This is a genomic window from Streptomyces sp. NK15101 (assembly GCF_020400725.1).
GTDB lineage: Bacteria > Actinomycetota > Actinomycetes > Streptomycetales > Streptomycetaceae > Streptomyces.
This window is the reverse complement of record NZ_JAINVG010000095.1, coordinates 1-19,909: the sequence shown is the minus strand read 5'-3', so window position 1 is coordinate 19,909 and position 19,909 is coordinate 1. Positions and strand designations below refer to the sequence as shown.

Here is a 19,909-nt window from a genome sequence, read left to right as displayed (position 1 = left end):
AAGACCGCAGGGCCCCGGGGGCTACGACACGATGTCCTTGCGGGCGAAGCCGCGGAAGGCGAGCGCGAAGAGGACCAGGGCGTACGTCACGGAGATCGCCGTGCCCTTCACCATGCCGCCCCACTCCAGCTGGGGCTGGAGCGCGTCGATCCAGGCGAACTGCCAGTGCGCGGGCAGGAAGTCGCGCCAGTCGCCGAGCGCCGTGACGGCGTCCAGGACGTTGCCGACGATGGTCAGGCCGACGGCGCCGCCCACCGCGCCGAGCGGGGCGTCGGTGCGGGTGGACAGCCAGAAGGCGAGGCCCGCGGTGACCAGTTGGGAGGCGAAGACGAAGGCGACGGCGATCCCGATCCGCAGCAGGGCGTCCCCGGCGGGGACCGAGCCGCCGGTGGGCAGTCGGAGCGGCCCCCAGCCGTAGGCGACCGTGCCCGCGGCCAGGGCCACGAGCGGGAGGAGGACCATGGCGGCCGCGCTGTAGCCGAGGGCGACCGTCAGTTTGGAGGCGAGGAGCCGGGAGCGCGGGACGGGCGCGGCGAGCAGGTACCGCAGGGAGGACCAGCTCGCCTCGGAGGCGACCGTGTCCCCGCAGAACAGCGCCACCGGAATGACGAGGAGGAAGCCGGCCGAGACGAAGAGGCAGGTCGCCGCGAAGTTGGCGCCGGAGGCCGTCGCCGTGTCCATCAGGGTGATGCGGCCCTCGCGGCCGCCGCCCCCGGGGTCACCGATCGCGAAGGCCGCGATCAGCACGAACGGCAGGGCGACGAGGATGCCGCCCATGACGAGGGTGCGGCGGCGCTTCCACTGGCGGAGGGCTTCGACGCGCAGGGGCAGGGTGCGCCCGGGCCGGTAGCCGGGGGCGCTCGTGGGCGTGGTGGCCGTGGCGGTCACGCGGCTCCTCCGATCAGGGTCAGGAACGCGTCTTCCAGACGCCGGTGGGGGCCGACGCCGGTCAGCGGCACGTCCAGGCGGACGAGTTCGCCGATGAGGGCGGTCGGGTCGGTGCCGTCGAGGCGGACCAGGAGCCCTCCGTCGGCGCGGGTCGCCGCGCCGACGCCGGTCAGGGCGTCGATCTTCGCGACGAGGGCGTCGTCGATCTCCTCGGCCAGGCTCACGAGCAGGGTGTCGCCGGAGCCGGTGATCTCGGCGACCGGCCCGGCCTGCACGAGCTGTCCCCGGTCCATGACGACCAGGTGGGTGCAGGACTGTTCGACCTCGGCGAGGAGGTGGCTGGAGACGATCACGGTGCGGCCCCCCGCCGCGTACCGGATCATCACCTCGCGCATCTCGCGGATCTGCGGCGGGTCGAGCCCGTTGGTCGGCTCGTCGAGGATGAGCAGGTCGGGCAGGCCGAGCATGGCCTGGGCGAGGGCGAGGCGCTGCCGCATGCCCTGCGAGTAGGTGCGGACGGCGCGTTCGAGGGCGCCGCCCAGGTTCGCGATCCGCAGGGCCTCGTCGACGTGGGCGTCCTCGGCGGGGCGGCCGGTGGCCTTCCAGTACAGGTCCAGGTTCTCCCGGCCCGACAGGTGCGGCAGGAAGCCGGCGCCCTCGACGAAGGCGCCGACGCGGGAGAGCACCGGGGCGCCCGGCCTGACGGCCTGGCCGAAGACCCTGATCTCGCCCTCGTCGGGGCTGATGAGGCCCATCAGCATGCGCAGGGTGGTGGTCTTTCCGGCGCCGTTGGGGCCCAGCAGGCCGAGGACCTGGCCCTGTTCGACGCGGAAGGAGAGGTCGCGGACGGAGTACCGGTCGCCGCCCTTGTACTTCTTCGACAGGCCGGTGATCTGGAGCGGTACGGCGGCGAGTCCGGGGTCGGACACGGATGCGGTCGCCTTGCGGCGGGCGGTGAGCAGCAGGGCGGCGGCGCCGGTGAGGCCGAGGAGCGGCAGGCCCCACACCCACCAGGGCAGGGCGGCGGCCTGGGTGGAGAGGCCGGGCGCGGTGGGGACGGTGAGCGGGCCCTCGACGGCGACGGTGTAGCCGGCGGGGACGACCGGGGAGGCGTAGCCGAGGTCGGTGGCGGCGACGACCAGCCGCAGCCGGTGTCCGGCCTCCACCTCGTGGTCGATCGCGGGCAGGGTCAGCGTGACGCTCTTCCCGGCCTTGGCGCCGTCGACGCGGACGGGGGTGACGAGCTGGGCGGGCAGCACCTGCTGCCGTCCGTCGGGCCCCACGTCGTACACCTTGGCGAAGAGGACGGCGGAGCCGTCGGCGGCGGTGGAGGCGACCTTGACGCGGACGGTCGGTGTGCCGGTGATCCGCAGGGCCTCGGCCTGTGGCTTCGCGTCGAACCGGGCGTGCTGGCCGGGGAAGTCGAGGGAGAGGCCGACGCCGAGGGAGGAGAGTCCGGAGAATCCGCCGCCGAGGCCGGGGACGGCCGACACGGCGGGCGGTGCGGCGCCCGGCGGGTTGGTGAAGGTCCCTGGCGCCCCGCCGAGGGCGAGGCGCGTGGTGCCGGAGGTGAGCCCCGGATAGCGGTCGGCGGTCGCGGCGCGGAGGGTGGCCTGCCCGTCCGTGGAGTCGACGCCGCCGGTGCGGCTGACGCGGAAGGCGGGGCCGGTGTCGACGGAGGCGTCGCGCTTCAGCCAGCGGTCGAACCAGGTGGTGATGCGACGCTCGACGCGCTCGGTCTCGCGGTCGCCGCCGTCGTGGCCGCCGGCGATCCAGTCGACGGCGACGGGGGCGCCGTTGGCGGTGAGTGCGCGGGCCGCCGCGTCGGACTGGGCGAGGGTGAAGAGCGAGTCGGACTGGCCCTGGACGAGGAGCGCGGGCGCCTTGATGCGGGAGCCGACGGCCGAGGGGCTGCGGGCTTCGAGGAGGGCGCGGGCCGCGGGGTCGGGCTTCCCGGAGACGGCGACGCGCTGGTAGAGCGAGCAGAGTTCGGCGGTGAACCGGCCGCAGGAGCCGGCCTTCGGGGCCCCGGGGCGGCCCCCGGCGGCCTGGCCGGCCGCGGGCGACTCGCCCGCCGAGAAGAAGATCCCGGCCCACAGCTTCTTGAAGACGCCGTTCGGGAAGAGGGCGTCGGCGAGGTTCCAGTAGGTGATCTGGGGGGCGATCGCGTCGACGCGCGGGTCGTGGCCGGCGGCGAGCAGGGAGATCGCACCGCCGTAGGAGGCGCCGGTGACGCCGACGCGCGGGTCGCCCGGCTTGTCGAGGAGGACCTCGGGGCGGGCCGCGAGCCAGTCGATCAGCTTCCGCACGTCCTCGACCTCGTGGCCGGGGTCGTTGAGGCCGATCTCGCCGGTGGAGGCGCCGAAGCCGCGGGCGGACCAGGTGAGCACGGCGTAGCCGTCGCGGGCGAGGCCCTCGGCCTGGGCGCGGACGTCGTCCTTGGAGCCGCCGAAGCCGTGGCCGAGGAGGACGGCGGGGCGCCGGCCGGCGGAGCCGTCGGTGAAGTACGAGGTGTCGATGCGCACCCCGTCGATGTCGAGGGCCCGGTCCGCGCGCCGTACGGGCGGCGCCTCGTCCGTGGCGACGGCGGTCCAGGTACCGGCACCCGCGAGGACGGCGAGGGCGGCGGTGACCGCGGCCCACCGGGGAAGTCGGAGTCGCATGGCGTCGAGCCTAAGCGGCACGGTCGCGGAACACGGCTGCCCACGGAGGGAGATCGGCGGCCTTCTCAGGTCGTACGGAGGACGGTCCGCGTACAGCGGGCGCGGTACGCGGGCGCGGGAAAGCCCCCGAGGTGTGCTGTCGGGCACCCCGGGGGCCGTTCTCGGGACGGGCCCGTCAGTGGTTGCGCGGGAAGCCCAGGTCGACGCCCGCGGGGGCCTCGGACGGGTCCGGCCAGCGGGTGGTGACGACCTTGCCGCGGGTGTAGAAGTGCACGCCGTCGTTGCCGTAGATGTGGTGGTCGCCGAAGAGCGAGTCCTTCCAGCCGCCGAAGGAGTGGTAGCCCACCGGCACCGGGATCGGCACGTTCACGCCGACCATGCCGGCCTGGACCTCCAGCTGGAAGCGGCGGGCGGCGCCGCCGTCGCGGGTGAAGATCGCGGTGCCGTTGCCGAACGGCGAGGCGTTGATGAGGGCGAGGCCCTCCTCGTACGTCTCGGCGCGCAGCACGCACAGGACCGGGCCGAAGATCTCGTCCTGGTAGGCCTTGGCGGTGGTCGGCACGTGGTCCAGGAGGGAGAGGCCGATCCAGTGGCCGTTCTCGTGGCCCTCGACGGTGTAGCCGGTGCCGTCCAGGACGACCTCGCAGCCCTCGTCCGCCGCACCCTTCACGTACGAGGCCACCTTGTCGCGGTGGACGGCCGTGATGAGCGGGCCCATCTCGGAGGTGGGGTCGGTGCCGGGGCCGATCTTGATCTTCTCGGCGCGCTCGCGGATCTTCTGGACGAGCTCGTCGCCGACGGAGCCGACGGCGACGACCGCGGAGATCGCCATGCAGCGCTCGCCGGCGGAGCCGTACGCCGCGGAGACGGCCGCGTCGGCGGCGGCGTCGAGGTCGGCGTCGGGGAGGACCAGCATGTGGTTCTTGGCGCCGCCGAGCGCCTGGACGCGCTTGCCGTTGGCGGAGGCGGTGGTGTGGATGTACCTGGCGATCGGGGTCGAGCCGACGAAGGAGATCGCGGAGACGTCCGGGTGCTCCAGGAGGCGGTCGACGGCCACCTTGTCGCCGTGGACGACGTTGAAGACGCCGTCGGGCAGGCCCGCCTCGGCGAGCAGCTCGGCGATCTTCAGGGACGGCGACGGGTCCTTCTCGCTCGGCTTGAGGACGAAGGTGTTGCCGGTCGCGATGGCGATCGGGAACATCCACATCGGCACCATGGCCGGGAAGTTGAAGGGCGTGATGCCGGCGACGACGCCGACGGGCTGGCGGATCGACGCCACGTCCACGCGGTTCGACACCTGGGTGGAGAGCTCGCCCTTGAGCTGGGTGGTGATGCCGCAGGCCAGGTCGACGATCTCCAGGCCGCGGGCGACCTCGCCGAGCGCGTCCGAGTGGACCTTGCCGTGCTCGGCGACGATCAGCTCGGCGATCGCGTCGCGGTTGGCGTCGAGCAGCGCGCGGAACTTGAAGAGGATCGTGGTGCGCTGGGCGAGGGAGGAGGTGCCCCAGGTGGCGAAGGCGTCCTTCGCGGCGGCGACGGCCGCGTCGACCTCCTCCACCGAGGCGAGGGCGACCTGCGTGGTGACGGCGCCGGTGGCCGGGTCGGTGACCGGGCCCCAGTTGCCCGACGTGCCCTCGACGGTCTTGCCACCGATCCAGTGGTGGACGCTCTTCGTCATGACGAGTTACTCCTTCAGAGATGGCGGCGTCGGGCGGTGACGTGCCGGTCGTACTCCTCGCGGGCCTTGACCGCCGACGGGCGGGTCGAGATCTCGGCCACGGGCACATCCCACCACGCCTGGGCCGGGGGCGGGCCCGACACACTGTCTGCCGTTTCGGTCTCGACGTAGACACATGTGGGATCCGTGGCCGCCCGGGCGTCCGCGAGGGCTTCTCGCAGGTCACGGACGGTGCGGGGGCGCAGTACGCGCATCCCGAGGGAGGCCGCGTTGGCACCGAGGTCGACGGGGAGCGGGGGGCCGGTGAAGCTTCCGTCGCCGGCCCGCAGGCGGTAGTCGGTGCCGTACCGCTCGGCGCCGACGGACTCGGAGAGGCCGCCGATGGAGGCGTACCCGTGGTTCTGGAGGATCACCAGCTTCAGCGGCAGCCGTTCCTGCACGGCGGTGACGATCTCGGTGGGATTCATCAGGTACGTCCCGTCTCCGACGAGCGCCCAGACGGGTCGGCCGGGGTCGGCGAGGAGGGCGCCGATCGCAGCGGGGATCTCGTAGCCCATGCAGGAGTAGCCGTACTCGACGTGGTACTGCTCCGGGGAGCGGGTCCGCCACAGCTTGTGGAGGTCGCCGGGGAGGGAGCCGGCGGCGTTGACCAGGATGTCGCTCGCGTCGGCCAGGGTGTCGAGTACGCCGAGGACCTGGGCCTGGGTGGGGCGGGCGTCCTCGTCGGGGACGGCGTACGCGGCGTCGACGCGGGCCTCCCAGCGGAGCTTCTCCTCGGCGTACTCGTGGACGTAGTGGGCGGGGACGTGGTGCTGCTCCAGGAGCGCGTGGAGCTGCTCCAGGCCCTCGCGGGCGTCCGCCACGAGCGGGAGCGCCGCCATCTTGTGGGAGTCGAAGGCGGCGATGTTGAGGTTGACGAACCGGACGGCGGGGTGGCCGAAGAGGGTGCCGGAGGCGGTGGTGAAGTCGGTCCAGCGGGTGCCGACGCCGATGACCACGTCGGCGGTGCGGGCCAGGTGGTCGGCGACGGCGGTGCCGGTGTGGCCGACGCCGCCGACGTCCTGGGGGTGGTCGTGCGGCAGCGAACCCTTGCCGGCCTGGGTGGAGGCGACCGGGATGCCGGTCCGCGCGGCGAGGTCGGAGAGCGACTCCTCGGCCCCGCTGTAGCGGACGCCGCCGCCGGCGACGATCAGCGGGCGGGCGGCCCGGGCGATCGCCGCGCCCGCCGCCTCCAGTTCGTCCTCGTCCGGGGAGGGGCGGCGGACCCGCCAGACCCGCTCGGCGAAGAACTTCTCCGGCCAGTCGTACGCCTCCGCCTGGACGTCCTGGGGCAGGGCGAGGGTCACGGCGCCGGTCTCGACGGGGTCGGCGAGGACCCGGACGGCGGCGAGGGCGGCGGGGATCAGGGCCTCGGGCCGGGTGACCCGGTCGAAGTACCGGGAGACCGGGCGGAGGCAGTCGTTGACGGACACGTCGCCCGCGTACGGGAGCTGGAGCTGCTGGAGGACGGGGTCGGCGGGGCGGCCGGCGAAGGTGTCGCCGGGCAGGAGCAGGACCGGGAGGTGGTTGATCGTGGCGAGGGCGGCGCCGGTGACGAGGTTGGTGGCGCCGGGGCCGATGGAGGTGGTGACGGCGTGCGCGGAGAGCCGGTTCGTGCGGCGGGCGTGGCCGACGGCGGCGTGCACCATGGCCTGTTCGTTGCGGCCCTGGTGGAAGGGCATGTGTTCCTCTTCGACCAGGGCCTGGCCGATCCCGGCGACGTTCCCGTGTCCGAAGATGCCCCAGGTGGCGGCGACGAGCCGCTGCCGGACGCCGTCGCGTTCGGTGTACTGGGCGGCGAGGAAGCGGACGAGGGCCTGCGCGACGGTGAGCCTCATGCGTATCCCTCTGTGTGGTCCGGGTGGAAGCAGATCTTCCACTCCCGTTCGGGGCCGGGGCCCGCCATGACGTTGAGGTAGTGGAGGTCGTGTCCCGGCTGGGCGATCGAGGGACCGTGCCAGCCGTCGGGGACGAGGACCGCGTCGCCGTCCCCGACCTCGGCGAGGAGCTCGGCGCCGCCGGGCCGGGAGGGCGAGATCCGCTGGTAGGCGAGGCCGCGCGGGCCGGCGATCTCGTAGTAGTAGATCTCCTCCAGGACGGACTCGGCGCCCGGGCGGTGCTCGTCGTGCTTGTGCGGCGGGTAGGAGGACCAGTTCCCGCCGGGCGTGACGACCTCGACGGCGATGAGCCGGTCGCAGGCGAAGGCGTCCGCCGAGGCGAAGTTCCGCACCCGGCGGGCGCGGTTGCCGCTGCCCCTGGTCTCGACGGGAACCTCCGGCGCGGGGCCGTAGCGGGCGGGGAGTCGTCGCTCGCACTTCGCTCCTGCCAAAGCGAAGCGGCCTCCCGCGCCGGAGGCGATCTGGGCGTGGGCGTCGCGCGGTACGTAGGCGAAGTCGGTCGCTCCTTCGAACACGCTCGTGCGGCCCAGGAGTTCGAAGGCCTCTCCGTCGACGCGCACGCTACAGGCACCGGCGAGGGGAAGCACGACCCATTCGGAATCCCCGCTCTCGAAGGAGTGGTTCTCCCCCGGTCCCAGGGCGAGGACGCGGAGGGAGGAGTACGTCCATCCGGCCCGCTCGGGGTCGATGTCGACGGCGTACGGGCCGCGGGCGGCGGTCCCGGCGGGGAGGTGGAGGGAAGCGGGAGCGGGGTTCATGGACCGATCCCTACCCCTTCTCCGGGAGCGTTCCCGTGCCCGCCGCGAGGGCTTCGGCGATCTCCGTGGCGTCCGGCATGGCGGAGGAGCAGGCGAGGCGGCCCGCGACGATCGCGCCGGCGGCGTTCGCGTGCCGCAGGACCGTGCCGAGGTTCCGGCCGGCGAGCAGCCCGTCGACGAGCGCCCCGCCGAAGGCGTCCCCCGCGCCGAGCCCGTTGACGACCTCGACCGGCAGCGGCGGCACCTCGGCGCGGGTCCCGTCGGCGGCGAGCGCGAGGACGCCCGCGGGGCCCTGTTTGACGACGGCGAGCCGGACCGCGCCGGTCGCGAGGAGGGCGCGGGCGGCGGCCTCCGGCTCCCGCTCCCCGGTGGCGACCTCGCACTCGTCGAGGTTGCCGACGGCGACGGTCGCGTGCCGCAGCGCCTCGGTGTAGTACGGGCGGGCCGCCGCCGGGTCCGTCCAGAACGCGGGCCGCCAGTCCAGGTCGAGGACCGTCGTGCCCCGGCCGGACCTGGCCCGCAGGGCCTCCAGGGTCGCGGTGCGGCTGGGTTCGGCGCACAGACCGGTGCCGGTCGCCCACAGGACGCGGGCGGCGCGGATCGCGTCGAGGTCCAGCTCGTCCGCCCGGATCTCCAGGTCGGGGGCCCGGGGCCGGCGGTAGAAGTACAGCGGGAAGTCGTCGGGCGGGAAGAGCGCGCAGAAGGTGACGGGGGTGGGGCAGGTGTCGACCTCCGCCACCCAGCGGTCGTCCACGTCGAAGCCCTTGAGCTCGCGGCGCAGATAGGCGCCGAAGGGGTCGGCGCCGGTGCGGGAGACGAGCGCGGTGCGGCGGCCCAGGCGGGCGGCGGCGACGGCGACGTTGGCCGCGGAGCCGCCGAGGAACTTGCGGAAGGTCTCGACCCGGTCGAGTCCGACGCCGGTCTGGAGCGGGTAGAGGTCCACCCCGAGGCGTCCCATGGCGATCAGGTCGTACGGCTCCGTCTCCACGCGCCACCTCTCGGTCGGGCCGTCTCCGGCTCCGCATCCAGGTCTAACCGTCCGCCGGGAGGCGTGTCAACGATATGTCCGGACATTCGGACGACCGGACCGCTTGACGGTGCTCTCTGGGCGCCGCCAAGGTGGCACTCATGACGAAGCCGTCGCCGCAGCCGTCGCCACCGTCCCGGATCCGCATCGGATCGGCCCCCGACTCGTGGGGGGTGTGGTTCCCCGACGATCCCCGGCAGGTGCCGTGGCAGCGCTTCCTCGACGAGGTGTCGGGCGCGGGCTACGGGTGGATCGAGCTGGGTCCGTACGGCTATCTGCCCACCGATCCGGCCGTCCTCGCGGAGGAGACCGGGCGGCGCGGGCTTCGGGTCTCGGCGGGGACCGTCTTCACCGGCCTGCACCACGGCCCGGACGTCTGGGACCGGACCTGGGCGCACGTCGCCGAGAACGCCGCCCTCGCGCAGGCCGTGGGCGCGGAGCACCTGGTCGTCATCCCGGCGTTCTGGCGGGACGACAGGACCGGCGAGGTCCTGGAGGAGCCCACGCTCACCGCCGGGCAGTGGCGGGATCTGACCCGCCTGACGGAGCGGCTGGGCCGGGAGGTGCGCGAGCGGTACGGGCTGCGGATCGTGGTCCATCCGCACGCCGACACCCACATCGACGGCGAGGAGAGCGTGACGCGCTTCCTCGACGCCACCGACCCGGACGCGGTCGCGCTCTGTCTGGACACCGGGCACTACGCGTACGCCGGCGGGGACAGCGTCAAGCTGATCGAGGCGTACGGGGAGCGGATCGGCTACCTCCACCTCAAGCAGGTGGACCCGGAGGTGCTGGCCGGGGTGGTGGCCGAGGGGGTGCCGTTCGGGCCCGCGGTGGCGCGGGGCGTGATGTGCGAGCCGCCGTCCGGGGTGCCCGCGCTCGAACCGGTGCTCGCCGCCGCGTCGGCGCTGGACGTGGACCTGTTCGCGATCGTCGAGCAGGACATGTACCCGTGCGAGCCGGACGTGCCGTACCCGATCGCGCTGCGGACCCGGCGCTTTCTCCGCTCCTGCGGCGTATGACGGGCGCGCGAACCGGCGCATACCCCTCTGACCAGGGGTGACGCACGCGGACACGCCGGTGGGCCTGTGTGCCGCTTCCGTCACACGGGTCCCTCCGCCGTCACGCATGTCTCCGTTACGCGGGCTTTGCGTCACAGGCGCTCGACAGCCGCTCTCCTCCTGCCGGGAGGGGCGTTGCAAGGGGCACAGGCTGATTGATCGCTTGATCGCAACCGCCCGCCGCGCAGCGCCCCCGAACGGCACCCCCGCCGCCGCTGCGCGGCGCGCAGGGAGGTACCGGCATGACGGACAGAAGGCTCTGGTCGTACAAGGACATCGCGGCGCACATCCGGGTGCAGCCGGACACCATCCGCTCCTACCGGAAGCACGGGCTTCTTCCGGCCCCGGACCACGTGGAGTCGGGCAAGCCCTACTGGTACGTGGACACGATCCGCGCCTGGGTCGCGAGCCGCCCCGGCAACCGGGGCCGCCGCGACTGACACCGCCCCATGCGCGTACGGCGCCGGACGCGGGGCTTCCCGGGTCCGGCGCCGTACGCGCATGGGGCGCGGAAGCCCGAGGGGCCGTACGCCCCGAGGCCCCCGCGCCCTGGGTCCCGCAGCCGTCAGACGATCGCGTCGTAGATGTTCCAGCCCCAGCCGATCCGCTGCCGGACCGGACCGGGCACGGCGCCCTCCGCCGCGGCGGAGTACGTCTCGTCGTACGCCCAGACGTCACCGTTCCTGTCCCGCGCGACGACGTCGTCCTCCGTCCAGCGGCCCAGGTCGGGGGTGGACGTGATCGCGCTGTAGGTGTTCCAGCCGCCGCCGACCCGCACCCTCGGGCGGAAGGGGTTGGCCGAGGTCGTGCCGTGGTCGACGGTGTGCTTCCACAGCACACCGCTCGCGTCGCGGGTCAGCACTCCGTCCGGCGTGCCCGTCCACGCCGTGTAGATGTTCCAGCCGGCGCCGACCCGCTCCCGGGGCCAGAAGGCCGTGGACGGCTCACCGCTCCTGTGCCGGAAGTTCCAGAGGACGCCGGCGGTGTCCCGGGCGAGCATGCCGTCCCCGTAGCCGGTGATCGCGGTGTAGATGTTCCAGCCGGCACCGAGCCGGACGCGCGGCTTGAACGGCGCCGCGGGGTTCCCCGAGCCCTCGTGGAACCAGAGGACGCCGGCCCTGTCACGGCCGAGCACATCGCCCTCGCCGTCCGCGTAGGTCGGCGTGAGCCGGGTGATCAGCGAGTACGTGTTCCAGCCTCCCCCCACCCGGGTGCGGCCCGTCAGGGTCGGGACGTCCTTGCCCAGGGACTCGTACCGCCACAGGACCCCGTTCCTGTCCCGTGCGTGGAAGGCGCCCCGCTCGCTCCGGTCCGGGGTGCCGCGGTCGATGACGAACCCGGCGGCGCCGCTCGCCACCGTGGCGGCGGAGGCGTCCACGACCTCGAAGCGGCCGTCGAGGGAGGGCGCCAGGTAGGGGGCGATCCAGTCGTCCACGGCGAACGTGACGTCGTACGTGAGCGTTCCGGCCGCGGCGACGGCCGGAAGGTCGAGCACGAGGGCCAGCTCGGTGATGTCGGGGTGGGTCGGCACGTCCCAGGAGACCGGCACCGCCGGGGCGCCGTTCACGGAGACCGTGGAGTGGACGGAGCGGGCCACGCTCTCCGGGGTGCCGTCCATCGGCGGGTTCTCCAGGGGGAGGACGAGCCGGGCCCTCACCTGGCCGGTCACGTCGGCCGGCAGGCTCACGTCGAACCGGCTGCTCACCGGGGTGCCGCTCCCGACGCGGAACGTGGGACTGCCGCCCACCTGGACCACCGTCCCCGCCGTGGCGGCGTCCGCCGCCACGGCCCGGGCGGGAGCGGCGGAGGCCGCCGCTCCCCCGAGCACCGCCGGCGCGAAGCCGACGACCAGGGCCGTCGCAAGGATCAGAGTCTTGCGCGTACGTGCCACGAAGCGCCCATCTGTTCGCAGGTCATGAGCGGGCGGGCGTCACCGCCCGCCGCTTCTCGGACACTTCTTCGACACCCGGGGTCGGCTCAGGGTTGTACGCGTCCGACTCGCTGATCCCGAAGCGGTCGTGGAAGCGGCGCAGCGGACCCGGCGCCCACCAGGTGAGGCGGCCGGTCAGCTTCATCACGGAGGGGACGAGGAGGCTGCGGACGACCATCGCGTCCATGAGGACGGCGAGGGCGACGCCGAGTCCGAGCATCTTGGTGTTGGTGACGCGGGAGGTGCCGATGGCGACCATGACGACGGCGAGGATCACGGCGGCGGCGGTGATCAGGCCGCCGGTGCGGCGCAGTCCGAAGCGGACGGAGCGCTCGTGGTCGCCGGTGGCGTCGTACTCCTCCTTGATGCGGGAGAGCAGGAACACCCCGTAGTCCATGGAGAGTCCGAAGGCCACGCAGAACATGAGGACGGGCAGGGTGGTCTCGATGTCGCCGGTGGAGGTGAAGCCGAGGAACCCGGCGAGGTGCCCCTCCTGGAAGACCCAGACGACGGCGCCGAACATCGCCGTGAGGCTCAGGGCGTTGAGGAGGACGGCCTGCACAGGTACGACGACGCTGCCGGTGAGCAGGAAGACGAGGAGCAGGGTGACGAGGACGATGATCCCGGCCGCCCAGGGCAGTCGCTCGGCTATGGCGTCCTTGGAGTCGACGAGGACGGCGGCCGGTCCGGTGACGGAGGTCGCGAACGGCGCCTCGGCCGTGCGCAGTTCCCCGACGACCCGCTGGGCGCCGGCGCCGACGGTCTCGCCGTCGGGCACCACGGTGAAGTAGGCGGTGCCGCCGCCGGCCGTGACGGGCCCCTCGGCCCGGACGACGCCGTCGAGGGCGGAGATCCGCTCGCGGTAGTCGGCGTACTGCGCGGGGGTGGCCGCCCCTTCGGCGAGGACGGTGATGCCGCCGCCCGGGCTGCCGGGGAAGCCGTCCCGCAGCTGGTCCTGGACCACGCGGGAGGAGGCGGTGACGGGGAGCTGGCGGTCGTCGGCGGTGCCGAACTTCACGCCGAGGAAGGGCAGCCCGAGGAGGACGAGCCCGGCGGTGGTGACGACGGCGAAGACGGGCGCCCGGCGCATCACCAGGGCGGCGGCCCGCCCCCAGCCCTCGCCGGTGCCCTCCTTCCGGGGCGCCCGGCCGCGCCGGAGGAGGCGCCGCAGGTCGAGGGCGTTGACCCGGTCGCCGAGCAGCACGAGGGCGGCCGGGAGCAGGGTGAGCGCGGCGGTCGCGGCGAGCAGGACGACGGCGATCCCGGCGTACGCGAAGGAGCGCAGGAAGTACTGCGGGAAGACCAGCATCGCGGCCAGCGAGACGGCGACGGTCAGGGCGGAGAAGAGCACGGTCCGTCCGGCCGTGCGCAGGGTGGTGCGGACGGCGGTGTGCGTGTCGGCGCCGGCCGCGAGCTCCTCGCGGTAGCGGCGGACGACGAACAGGGCGTAGTCGATGGCGAGTCCGAGGCCGAGGGCGGTCGTCAGGTTCTGCGCGAAGACGGAGACGTCGGTGAACTCGGTGATGCCGCGCAGGACGGCGTTGGTGCCGAGGATGGCGACGATGCCGACGCCGAGGGGCAGGAGGGCGGCGACGGCGCTGCCGAAGACCATGACGAGCAGGACGAGGGTGACGGGCAGGGCGATGAGCTCGGCCCGCAGCAGGTCCTCCTGGATGACGGTCTGCATCTCGTGGCGGACGGCGAGTCCGCCGCCGAGGGAGACCTCGACGGGGCCGTGGGTGCCCCGGTAGGACGGGGCGATCCGGTCGAGGACGGCGGCGGCGTCCTTCTCCTCGCCGGGTATCCGGGCGGCGATCACGGCCTGGCGGCCGTCCTCGGAGCGGAGGGCGGGCGATCCGGTGGACCAGTAGGAGCCGACTCCCTCGACGCCCGGTTCGGCGTCGAGCCGCTCGGCGAGCCTCCGGGCCTCGGCGGCGACGGCGGGGGCGTCGACGGGGGCGGCCCCTCCGGCGGTGCCGGCGCCTCCCGCGTCGACGAGGAGGAGCACGTTCGGCTGGGAGCCGGGGAACTGCCGTTCCAGGGCCCGGGTGGCGTGGGTGGACTCGGCCGCCGGGTCCTCCCAGCCGCCGCTGCCCATGCGGTCGGCGACGCCGCCGCCCGCGAGGACGGCGAGGGCGGTGAGCACGAGGGCCACCAGGAGGGTGAGGCGCGGGCGGGCGGTGACGAACCGCGTCCATCCGCCGCCACGTCCGCCCCCGGGCGCTGATTTCTTGACTTCGGACATGACGCGGTGTCCCCTTCACCGTGGCCCTTGCACGCGCTTCCCGGCAGGTCGCAGGGGCCGCCCATTGCCATAGACTGGCAAACACGAGTGATCACTCGCGTTTCTCAAGAATGCGAGCGACCTCTCGTGTTTGTCAAACGTACCGAGGAGAGCCGGGGACAGCCATGTCCGGAGACGTGTCCGAAGAACCGAAGCCGCGCCGCCGCCAGGCCCGGGGCGAACGCCGCATCGCGCAGCTGCTCCAGGCCGCCGCGAGGGTCTTCTGCGCGTACGGGTACACGGCGACCAGCACCAACGCGATCGCCCGGGAGGCGAGCGTCTCGCCCGGCACGCTCTACCAGTACTTCCCGAACAAGGAGGCCATCGCGATAGAGCTCGGCGAGCGCCTCCTGAACGAGATGCGGGAGGCCCACGGCCAGGCGTTCACCCCGGAGAACCTCTCCCTGCCGCTGCCCGAGATGCTGGACGTCGTCGTCGACCCGCTGATCGCGTTCAACTGCGAGCACCCGGTCTTCCTCGCCCTGATGCACGGCTCCGAGGTGCCCGGCCGGATCGCCGAGGAGCACGACGCCCTGCACGCCGGCCTGCTGACCTCGGTCCAGGAGGCGATCGCGCACTACGCGCCGGGACTGTCCGCCGCCGAGCGCGCCCGCATCGCCGGCATGACCTTCGCGATCTTCAAGGGCGGACTGGGGCTCGTCCTGGCCGCACCCGAGGGCCCCGAGCGGGACGCGACGGTCGCCGAGCTGAAGACCGTCCTCCTGCGCTACCTGTCCCCGCTGGTCGAGACGCCGCTCACCACACCCCGGGCCCGCTGAGCTCCGGACCGCTCACCACGCCTCCGACCCGCCGACCGACTCCGAGGGCAGCTCCTTCCCGTCGGGGGCCGCCCCCTCCCCCGTCCTCGGCCCCGTCCGCGCCCGCAGCTTCATCGCGAGCAGCGGGAAGACGAGGACGGAGAGCATGCCGGCCCCGACCAGCGCCGCCGCCTCGCCGGCCGTCATCTCCTTGTCCTCCACGCCGATGGTGGTGATGGCGACGACGAGCGGCAGCGCCGTGGAGCCGTACAGGACGAGGCCGCCCCGGTCCACGCGGCCGAGGTCGCGCGGGGCGAGGAACCAGATCGGCCCGCCGCGCACGACCAGGAAGAGCGCCAGGAAGACCGGCAGCAGGAGCAGGGTCCTGCCCCCGTCGAGGAGCGAGTCGAGGTCGAACTCGATCCCGGTGACGACGAAGAAGACCGGGACGAGGAAGCCGAAGCCGACGCCCTCGACCTTCTCCAGGATCTGCGGTCCGGAGTCGGGCGCGGCCCCGGTCAGCACGAGCCGGGTGATGAGCCCGGCCGCGAAGGCGCCGAGCAGCACGTCGAGCCCGAGCGCCGTCGACGCCCCGAGCATCAGGGCGAGCAGCAGGAAGACGAAGCGGACCGCGAACTGGCCGCTGCTGTGCAGGGTCTTGGCGATGACCGCCGAGAACCACGGCGGGCGGGGCCGCAGCGCCCAGAGGACGGCCCCGGCGGTGAGGGCGGCGAAGACGGCGAGGACGGCGGTGGACTCGGCGGCGCCCCGCCCGCTGAGCAGCAGCGCCATCGCGATGATCGGGCCGAATTCGCCGACCGCTCCGAAGGCCATGACGACCGAGCCGAACCGCCCGTGCAGGTCGCCGGCGTCCCGCAGCACCGGCAGGACGGTGCCGAGGGCGGTGCTGGTGAGGGCGACGCCGATGAAGACGCCCTTGGTGTAGCCGCCGCCGAGCAGGACGCCGACGGCGAGCCCGAGGCCGAGGGCGATCACCCAGGCCCACACGGAGCGGCGGAGGGTGTCGCCGCGGACCTTGCCGAACTCGATCTCGTATCCGGCGAGGAAGATCAGCATGGTGAGGCCGAGCTGGGAGAGTCCGTCGATCAGCGCGTCGGTGTGCGCCCAGTCGAGGACGTCGGGGCCGATGAGGATGCCGAGCAGGATCTCGAAGATGACGAGGGGGACGGGGAGCCTGCGCCCCACCGCGTAGGCGAGCAGCGGCGCCAGGACGGCGATCGCCATGATCAGGATGAGCGTGCTCCCCGAATGCGACATGTCGGGTATTTACCATGGACTCCGGTCGACCGCCGGGTCGCCCTGCTCGCTTTCCGCCGTCCTCGACTGGAATTTATACCCCCTAGGGGTATAGTCTCGCTATCGTAAGACCCTGAACCTCCAGGAGGAGAGCGCCATGTCCGCAGAGACGAAGACCGAACTCACCACCGTCTACCAGGTCAAGGGCATGACCTGCGGCCACTGCGAGGGCGCCGTCTCCAGCGAGATCTCCGCGATCCCCGGCGTCTCCTCCGTCACCGCCGTCGCCAAGACCGGCGAGGTCACCGTCGTCTCCGACGCGGCCCTCGACCGCGAGGCCGTCGCCGCCGCCGTGGACGAGGCCGGCTACGAGCTGGTCTGACCGCCCGCCGAACGGGCGCCGCAGGGCCGTACCGTTGCCTGGTACGGCCCTGCTCCCCTTTTGGAACCCGCACATGCCAAGCACCACCGTCACCGAGCTGACGATCGGCGGGATGACCTGCGCCTCCTGCGCCGCCCGCATCGAGAAGAAGCTCAACCGGATGGACGGCGTCACCGCCACCGTCAACTACGCCACGGAGAAGGCGCACGTCGAGCACGCGCCGGACGTCGGCGTCGACGAGCTGATCGCCACCGTCGTGAAGACCGGCTACACCGCCGAGGAGCCCGCCCCGCCGGCGGAGGAGCCGGCGGAGGAGCCGGAGGACCCCGAGCTCGCCTCCCTCCGGCAGCGGCTCACCGTCTCCGCGCTCCTCGCGGCGCCCGTGATCCTGCTCGCCATGGTCCCCTCGCTCCAGTTCGACGACTGGCAGTGGCTCTCGCTCACCCTCGCCTCCCCCGTCGTCGTCTGGGGCGGACTGCCCTTCCACCGGGCAGCCTGGACCAACCTCCGGCACGGCGCCGCCACCATGGACACCCTCGTCTCGGTCGGCACCCTGGCCGCCTACGGCTGGTCCCTCTGGGCCCTCTTCCTCGGCGACGCCGGCATGCCCGGCATGCGGCACGGCTTCGACCTCACCGCCGACCGCGCCCACGCCTCCTCCGCGATCTACCTGGAGGTCGCCGCCGGCGTCGTCACCTTCATCCTCCTGGGCCGCTACCTGGAGGCCCGCGCCAAGCGGAGGGCCGGCGCCGCGCTGCGGGCCCTGATGGAGCTCGGCGCCAAGGACGTGGCCGTGCTGAGAGACGGCGGGGAGGCACGGATCCCGGTCGGCGACCTCCGGACCGGCGACCTCTTCGTCGTACGCCCCGGGGAGAAGATCGCCACCGACGGCACCGTCGCCGAGGGCGCCTCCGCCGTCGACGCCTCGCTGCTCACCGGCGAGTCGCTGCCCCTGGACGTCGTCCCCGGGTCCGCCGTCACCGGCGGCTGCGTCAACGTCTCGGGCCGGCTCGTCGTCGAGGCCACCCGCGTCGGCGCCGACACGCAGCTGGCGCGGATCGCCAAGCTCGTCGAGGAGGCCCAGAACGGCAAGGCCGAGGTGCAGCGGCTCGCCGACCGGATCTCCGCCGTCTTCGTGCCGGTGGTGCTCCTCATCGCCCTCGCCACCCTCGTGACCTGGCTCCTCGTGACGGACGACGTCACCGCGTCCTTCACCGCCGCCGTCGCCGTCCTGATCATCGCCTGCCCCTGCGCCCTGGGCCTGGCCACCCCGACCGCCCTCATGGTCGGCACCGGCCGCGGCGCCCAGCTCGGCATCCTGATCAAGGGCCCCGAGGTCCTGGAGTCCACCCGCCGCGTCGACACGGTCGTCCTCGACAAGACCGGCACCGTCACCACCGGCCGCATGCGGCTGACCGGCGTGCACGTGCACGGCGGGCGGTACGGCACCGACTCCGCCGACGAGACCGAGCTGCTGCGCCTCGCGGGCGCCCTGGAGCACTCCTCCGAGCACCCGGTCGCCCGCGCGATCGCGGCCGGCGCCGCCGAGCGCTGCGGCGAGCTGCCCACGCCGAAGACCTTCGAGAACGTGCCCGGGCTCGGCGTGCGCGGCTCCGTCGACGGCCGGCTCGTCCTCGTCGGGCGCGCCGCCCTGCTCGCGGCCGAGGGGGTCGAGGCGCCCGCGACGGCGGAGCCCGGCGCCGTCCACGTCGCCTGGGACGGGGTGGCCCGGGGCACCCTCACCGTCGCCGACACCGTCAAGGACACCAGCACCGAGGCGGTCGCCCGGCTGCGGGCCCTGGGGCTGCGGCCGGTGCTGCTCACCGGGGACCACCGGGCGGTCGCGGAGGCCGTGGCGGCCGAGGTGGGCGTCGACGAGGTGATCGCGGAGGTGCTGCCCGAGGAGAAGGCCGAGGTGATCCGGCGGCTCCGGGCGGAGGGCCGCACGGTCGCGATGGTGGGCGACGGGGTGAACGACGCCGCCGCGCTCGCCGGAGCCGACCTCGGGCTCGCGATGGGCACGGGCACCGACGCGGCCATCGAGGCGAGCGACCTGACGCTGGTCCGGGGCGACCTGCGGGTCGCGGCGGACGCCATCCGGCTGGCCCGGCGGACCCTGGCGACGATCCGGGGAAACCTGGGCTGGGCCTTCGGCTACAACCTCGCCGCGCTCCCCCTGGCGGCGGCCGGACTCCTCAACCCGATGATCGCGGGCCTGGCCATGGCCTTTTCGTCCGTGTTCGTCGTTTCCAACAGCCTGCGACTGCGCCGGTTCAAGTGAATTCGCTTACGTCTGACGCACAGGACCTTCACAAAGAGATCTAGATCACAGATATTGGGGGGTAACCATCTGGGCTGTTCGCGAGTCTAAGTGGGCGATGCCAAGAACGTCTTGGGGGACGTTCATGGGATGTCTTGGGGGACGTCCCAGGCAAGCGCGGCCGGGGCACGTGCACCGGGGAGCTTTGAGCGGCCCTCCCGTACGTACCCCGGCAGACCGCGCGTAGGACGCCCGGCCCGGATCCCGTGGGGGGAATCCGCACCGGGATATGGGAAGCGCCCCGCCCGCCGACCCGTGGGGGGATCGGTGGCGGGGCGCTTTTCGCACCTCTGGAGGTCAGCGGGCCTCGACCGGGACGAAGTCGCGGAGGACCTCACCCGTGTAGATCTGGCGCGGGCGGCCGATGCGGGAACCCGGCTCCTTGATCATCTCGTGCCACTGGGCGATCCAGCCCGGGAGGCGGCCGAGGGCGAAGAGGACCGTGAACATCTCGGTCGGGAAGCCCATGGCGCGGTAGATCAGGCCCGTGTAGAAGTCCACGTTCGGGTAGAGGTTGCGCGAGACGAAGTACTCGTCGGAGAGCGCGTGCTCCTCCAGCTTGAGCGCGATGTCGAGCAGCTCGTCGGACTTGCCGAGGGCCGAGAGGACATCGTGTGCCGCCGCCTTGATGATCTTGGCGCGCGGGTCGAAGGACTTGTACACCCGGTGGCCGAAGCCCATCAGGCGGACGCCGTCCTCCTTGTTCTTCACCTTGCGGATGAAGGAGTCGACGTCGCCGCCGTTGGCCTGGATGCCCTCCAGCATCTCCAGGACCGACTGGTTGGCGCCGCCGTGCAGGGGGCCCCACAGGGCCGAGATGCCGGCGGAGATCGAGGCGAACATGTTCGCCTGCGAGGAGCCGACCAGGCGCACGGTGGAGGTCGAACAGTTCTGCTCGTGGTCCGCGTGCAGGATCAGCAGCTTGTCGAGCGCGGAGACGACGACCGGGTCGAGGTCGTACTCCTG

15 protein-coding genes are annotated in these 19,909 nt (G+C 73.3%); 5 read left to right on the top strand and 10 right to left on the bottom strand.

All coding sequences use genetic code 11. From position 1 onward, the window contains the following. Positions 1-21: 21 nt before the first annotated feature. The 6 genes from K7G60_RS33020 to iolC all read right to left on the bottom strand — a co-directional run bounded on the left by K7G60_RS33020 (position 22) and on the right by iolC (position 8,882). Positions 22-888: an ABC transporter permease gene (locus tag K7G60_RS33020; RefSeq protein ID WP_225804645.1), complete on the bottom strand. Its 867-nt coding sequence runs from the start codon at positions 886-888 to the stop codon at positions 22-24. Next, positions 885-3,551 carry an alpha/beta fold hydrolase gene (locus K7G60_RS33015; protein ID WP_225804644.1) on the bottom strand — a complete coding sequence of 889 codons (2,667 nt, stop codon included), beginning with the start codon at positions 3,549-3,551 and terminating at the stop codon, positions 885-887. Before K7G60_RS33015 ends, K7G60_RS33020 begins: the two co-directional genes overlap by 4 nt. A 175-nt stretch (positions 3,552-3,726) precedes the next feature. Continuing rightward, positions 3,727-5,229, bottom strand: a complete 1,503-nt coding sequence (gene mmsA / locus K7G60_RS33010) for a CoA-acylating methylmalonate-semialdehyde dehydrogenase (protein ID WP_225804643.1) — start codon at positions 5,227-5,229, stop codon at positions 3,727-3,729. A 14-nt stretch (positions 5,230-5,243) separates the two neighbouring features. Next, on the bottom strand, positions 5,244-7,106 hold the full coding sequence (gene iolD / locus K7G60_RS33005; RefSeq protein WP_225804642.1) for a 3D-(3,5/4)-trihydroxycyclohexane-1,2-dione acylhydrolase (decyclizing): 1,863 nt from the start codon (positions 7,104-7,106) through the stop codon (positions 5,244-5,246). Then, positions 7,103-7,924 (bottom strand): 5-deoxy-glucuronate isomerase, encoded by an 822-nt coding sequence (gene iolB / locus K7G60_RS33000; protein WP_225804641.1) that lies wholly within the window; start codon positions 7,922-7,924, stop codon positions 7,103-7,105. Before iolB ends, iolD begins: the two co-directional genes overlap by 4 nt. Positions 7,925-7,934: 10 nt before the next feature. Then, positions 7,935-8,882 (bottom strand): 5-dehydro-2-deoxygluconokinase, encoded by a 948-nt coding sequence (gene iolC, locus K7G60_RS32995; protein WP_225804653.1) that lies wholly within the window; start codon positions 8,880-8,882, stop codon positions 7,935-7,937. 170 nt (positions 8,883-9,052) lie between these two features. Here iolC and K7G60_RS32990 point away from each other — a divergent pair, with 170 nt between their 5' ends. Both K7G60_RS32990 and K7G60_RS32985 read left to right on the top strand, forming a co-directional pair. Continuing rightward, a complete protein-coding gene (locus K7G60_RS32990) occupies positions 9,053-9,973 on the top strand; it encodes a sugar phosphate isomerase/epimerase (protein ID WP_225804640.1) in 921 nt (306 codons plus the stop codon). 281 nt (positions 9,974-10,254) lie between these two features. Beyond that, a complete protein-coding gene (locus K7G60_RS32985) occupies positions 10,255-10,452 on the top strand; it encodes an AlpA family transcriptional regulator (protein WP_225804639.1) in 198 nt (65 codons plus the stop codon). A 125-nt stretch (positions 10,453-10,577) separates the two neighbouring features. On the opposite strand, the gene K7G60_RS32980 is transcribed toward K7G60_RS32985, so the two are convergent. Both K7G60_RS32980 and K7G60_RS32975 read right to left on the bottom strand, forming a co-directional pair. Further along, positions 10,578-11,903 (bottom strand): hypothetical protein, encoded by a 1,326-nt coding sequence (locus K7G60_RS32980; RefSeq protein WP_225804638.1) that lies wholly within the window; start codon positions 11,901-11,903, stop codon positions 10,578-10,580. A 22-nt stretch (positions 11,904-11,925) separates the two neighbouring features. Next, positions 11,926-14,187, bottom strand: coding sequence for an MMPL family transporter (locus K7G60_RS32975; protein WP_225804637.1), 2,262 nt, complete (start codon positions 14,185-14,187; stop codon positions 11,926-11,928). Positions 14,188-14,351: 164 nt separating this feature from the next. Between K7G60_RS32975 and K7G60_RS32970 the strand changes: the two genes are divergently transcribed. Then, positions 14,352-15,005, top strand: coding sequence for a TetR/AcrR family transcriptional regulator (locus K7G60_RS32970; protein WP_225804636.1), 654 nt, complete (start codon positions 14,352-14,354; stop codon positions 15,003-15,005). 12 nt (positions 15,006-15,017) lie between these two features. Here K7G60_RS32970 and K7G60_RS32965 read toward each other — a convergent pair whose 3' ends face one another. Continuing rightward, positions 15,018-16,262 (bottom strand): cation:proton antiporter, encoded by a 1,245-nt coding sequence (locus tag K7G60_RS32965; RefSeq protein WP_225804635.1) that lies wholly within the window; start codon positions 16,260-16,262, stop codon positions 15,018-15,020. A 136-nt stretch (positions 16,263-16,398) separates the two neighbouring features. On the opposite strand from K7G60_RS32965, the gene K7G60_RS32960 reads away from it, so the two are divergent. Beyond that, complete coding sequence (locus tag K7G60_RS32960) at positions 16,399-16,623, top strand: heavy-metal-associated domain-containing protein (protein WP_225804634.1); 225 nt, start codon at positions 16,399-16,401, stop codon at positions 16,621-16,623. Positions 16,624-16,696: 73 nt separating this feature from the next. Continuing rightward, complete coding sequence (locus K7G60_RS32955) at positions 16,697-18,904, top strand: cation-translocating P-type ATPase (RefSeq protein WP_225804633.1); 2,208 nt, start codon at positions 16,697-16,699, stop codon at positions 18,902-18,904. A gap of 336 nt (positions 18,905-19,240) precedes the next feature. Here the strand turns inward: K7G60_RS32955 and K7G60_RS32950 are convergent. After that, positions 19,241-19,909: citrate/2-methylcitrate synthase (locus K7G60_RS32950; protein ID WP_308082831.1), on the bottom strand; the 669-nt coding region annotated here is incomplete at its 5' end.

Excerpts from the sequence above, each read along its gene's own strand:
- K7G60_RS32955 (WP_225804633.1), top strand. The coding sequence starts at position 16,697 with ATGCCAAGCACCACCGTCACCGAGCTGACGATCGGCGGGATGACCTGC.
- K7G60_RS32960 (WP_225804634.1), top strand. The coding sequence starts at position 16,399 with ATGTCCGCAGAGACGAAGACCGAACTCACCACCGTCTACCAGGTCAAG.
- K7G60_RS32975 (WP_225804637.1), bottom strand. The coding sequence starts at position 14,187 with ATGTCCGAAGTCAAGAAATCAGCGCCCGGGGGCGGACGTGGCGGCGGA.
- mmsA (WP_225804643.1), bottom strand. The coding sequence starts at position 5,229 with ATGACGAAGAGCGTCCACCACTGGATCGGTGGCAAGACCGTCGAGGGC.
- K7G60_RS33015 (WP_225804644.1), bottom strand. The coding sequence starts at position 3,551 with ATGCGACTCCGACTTCCCCGGTGGGCCGCGGTCACCGCCGCCCTCGCC.
- iolB (WP_225804641.1), bottom strand. The coding sequence starts at position 7,924 with ATGAACCCCGCTCCCGCTTCCCTCCACCTCCCCGCCGGGACCGCCGCC.
- K7G60_RS32985 (WP_225804639.1), top strand. The coding sequence starts at position 10,255 with ATGACGGACAGAAGGCTCTGGTCGTACAAGGACATCGCGGCGCACATC.
- K7G60_RS32965 (WP_225804635.1), bottom strand. The coding sequence starts at position 16,262 with ATGTCGCATTCGGGGAGCACGCTCATCCTGATCATGGCGATCGCCGTC.
- K7G60_RS32970 (WP_225804636.1), top strand. The coding sequence starts at position 14,352 with ATGTCCGGAGACGTGTCCGAAGAACCGAAGCCGCGCCGCCGCCAGGCC.
- K7G60_RS32990 (WP_225804640.1), top strand. The coding sequence starts at position 9,053 with ATGACGAAGCCGTCGCCGCAGCCGTCGCCACCGTCCCGGATCCGCATC.
- iolC (WP_225804653.1), bottom strand. The coding sequence starts at position 8,882 with ATGGGACGCCTCGGGGTGGACCTCTACCCGCTCCAGACCGGCGTCGGA.
- iolD (WP_225804642.1), bottom strand. The coding sequence starts at position 7,106 with ATGAGGCTCACCGTCGCGCAGGCCCTCGTCCGCTTCCTCGCCGCCCAG.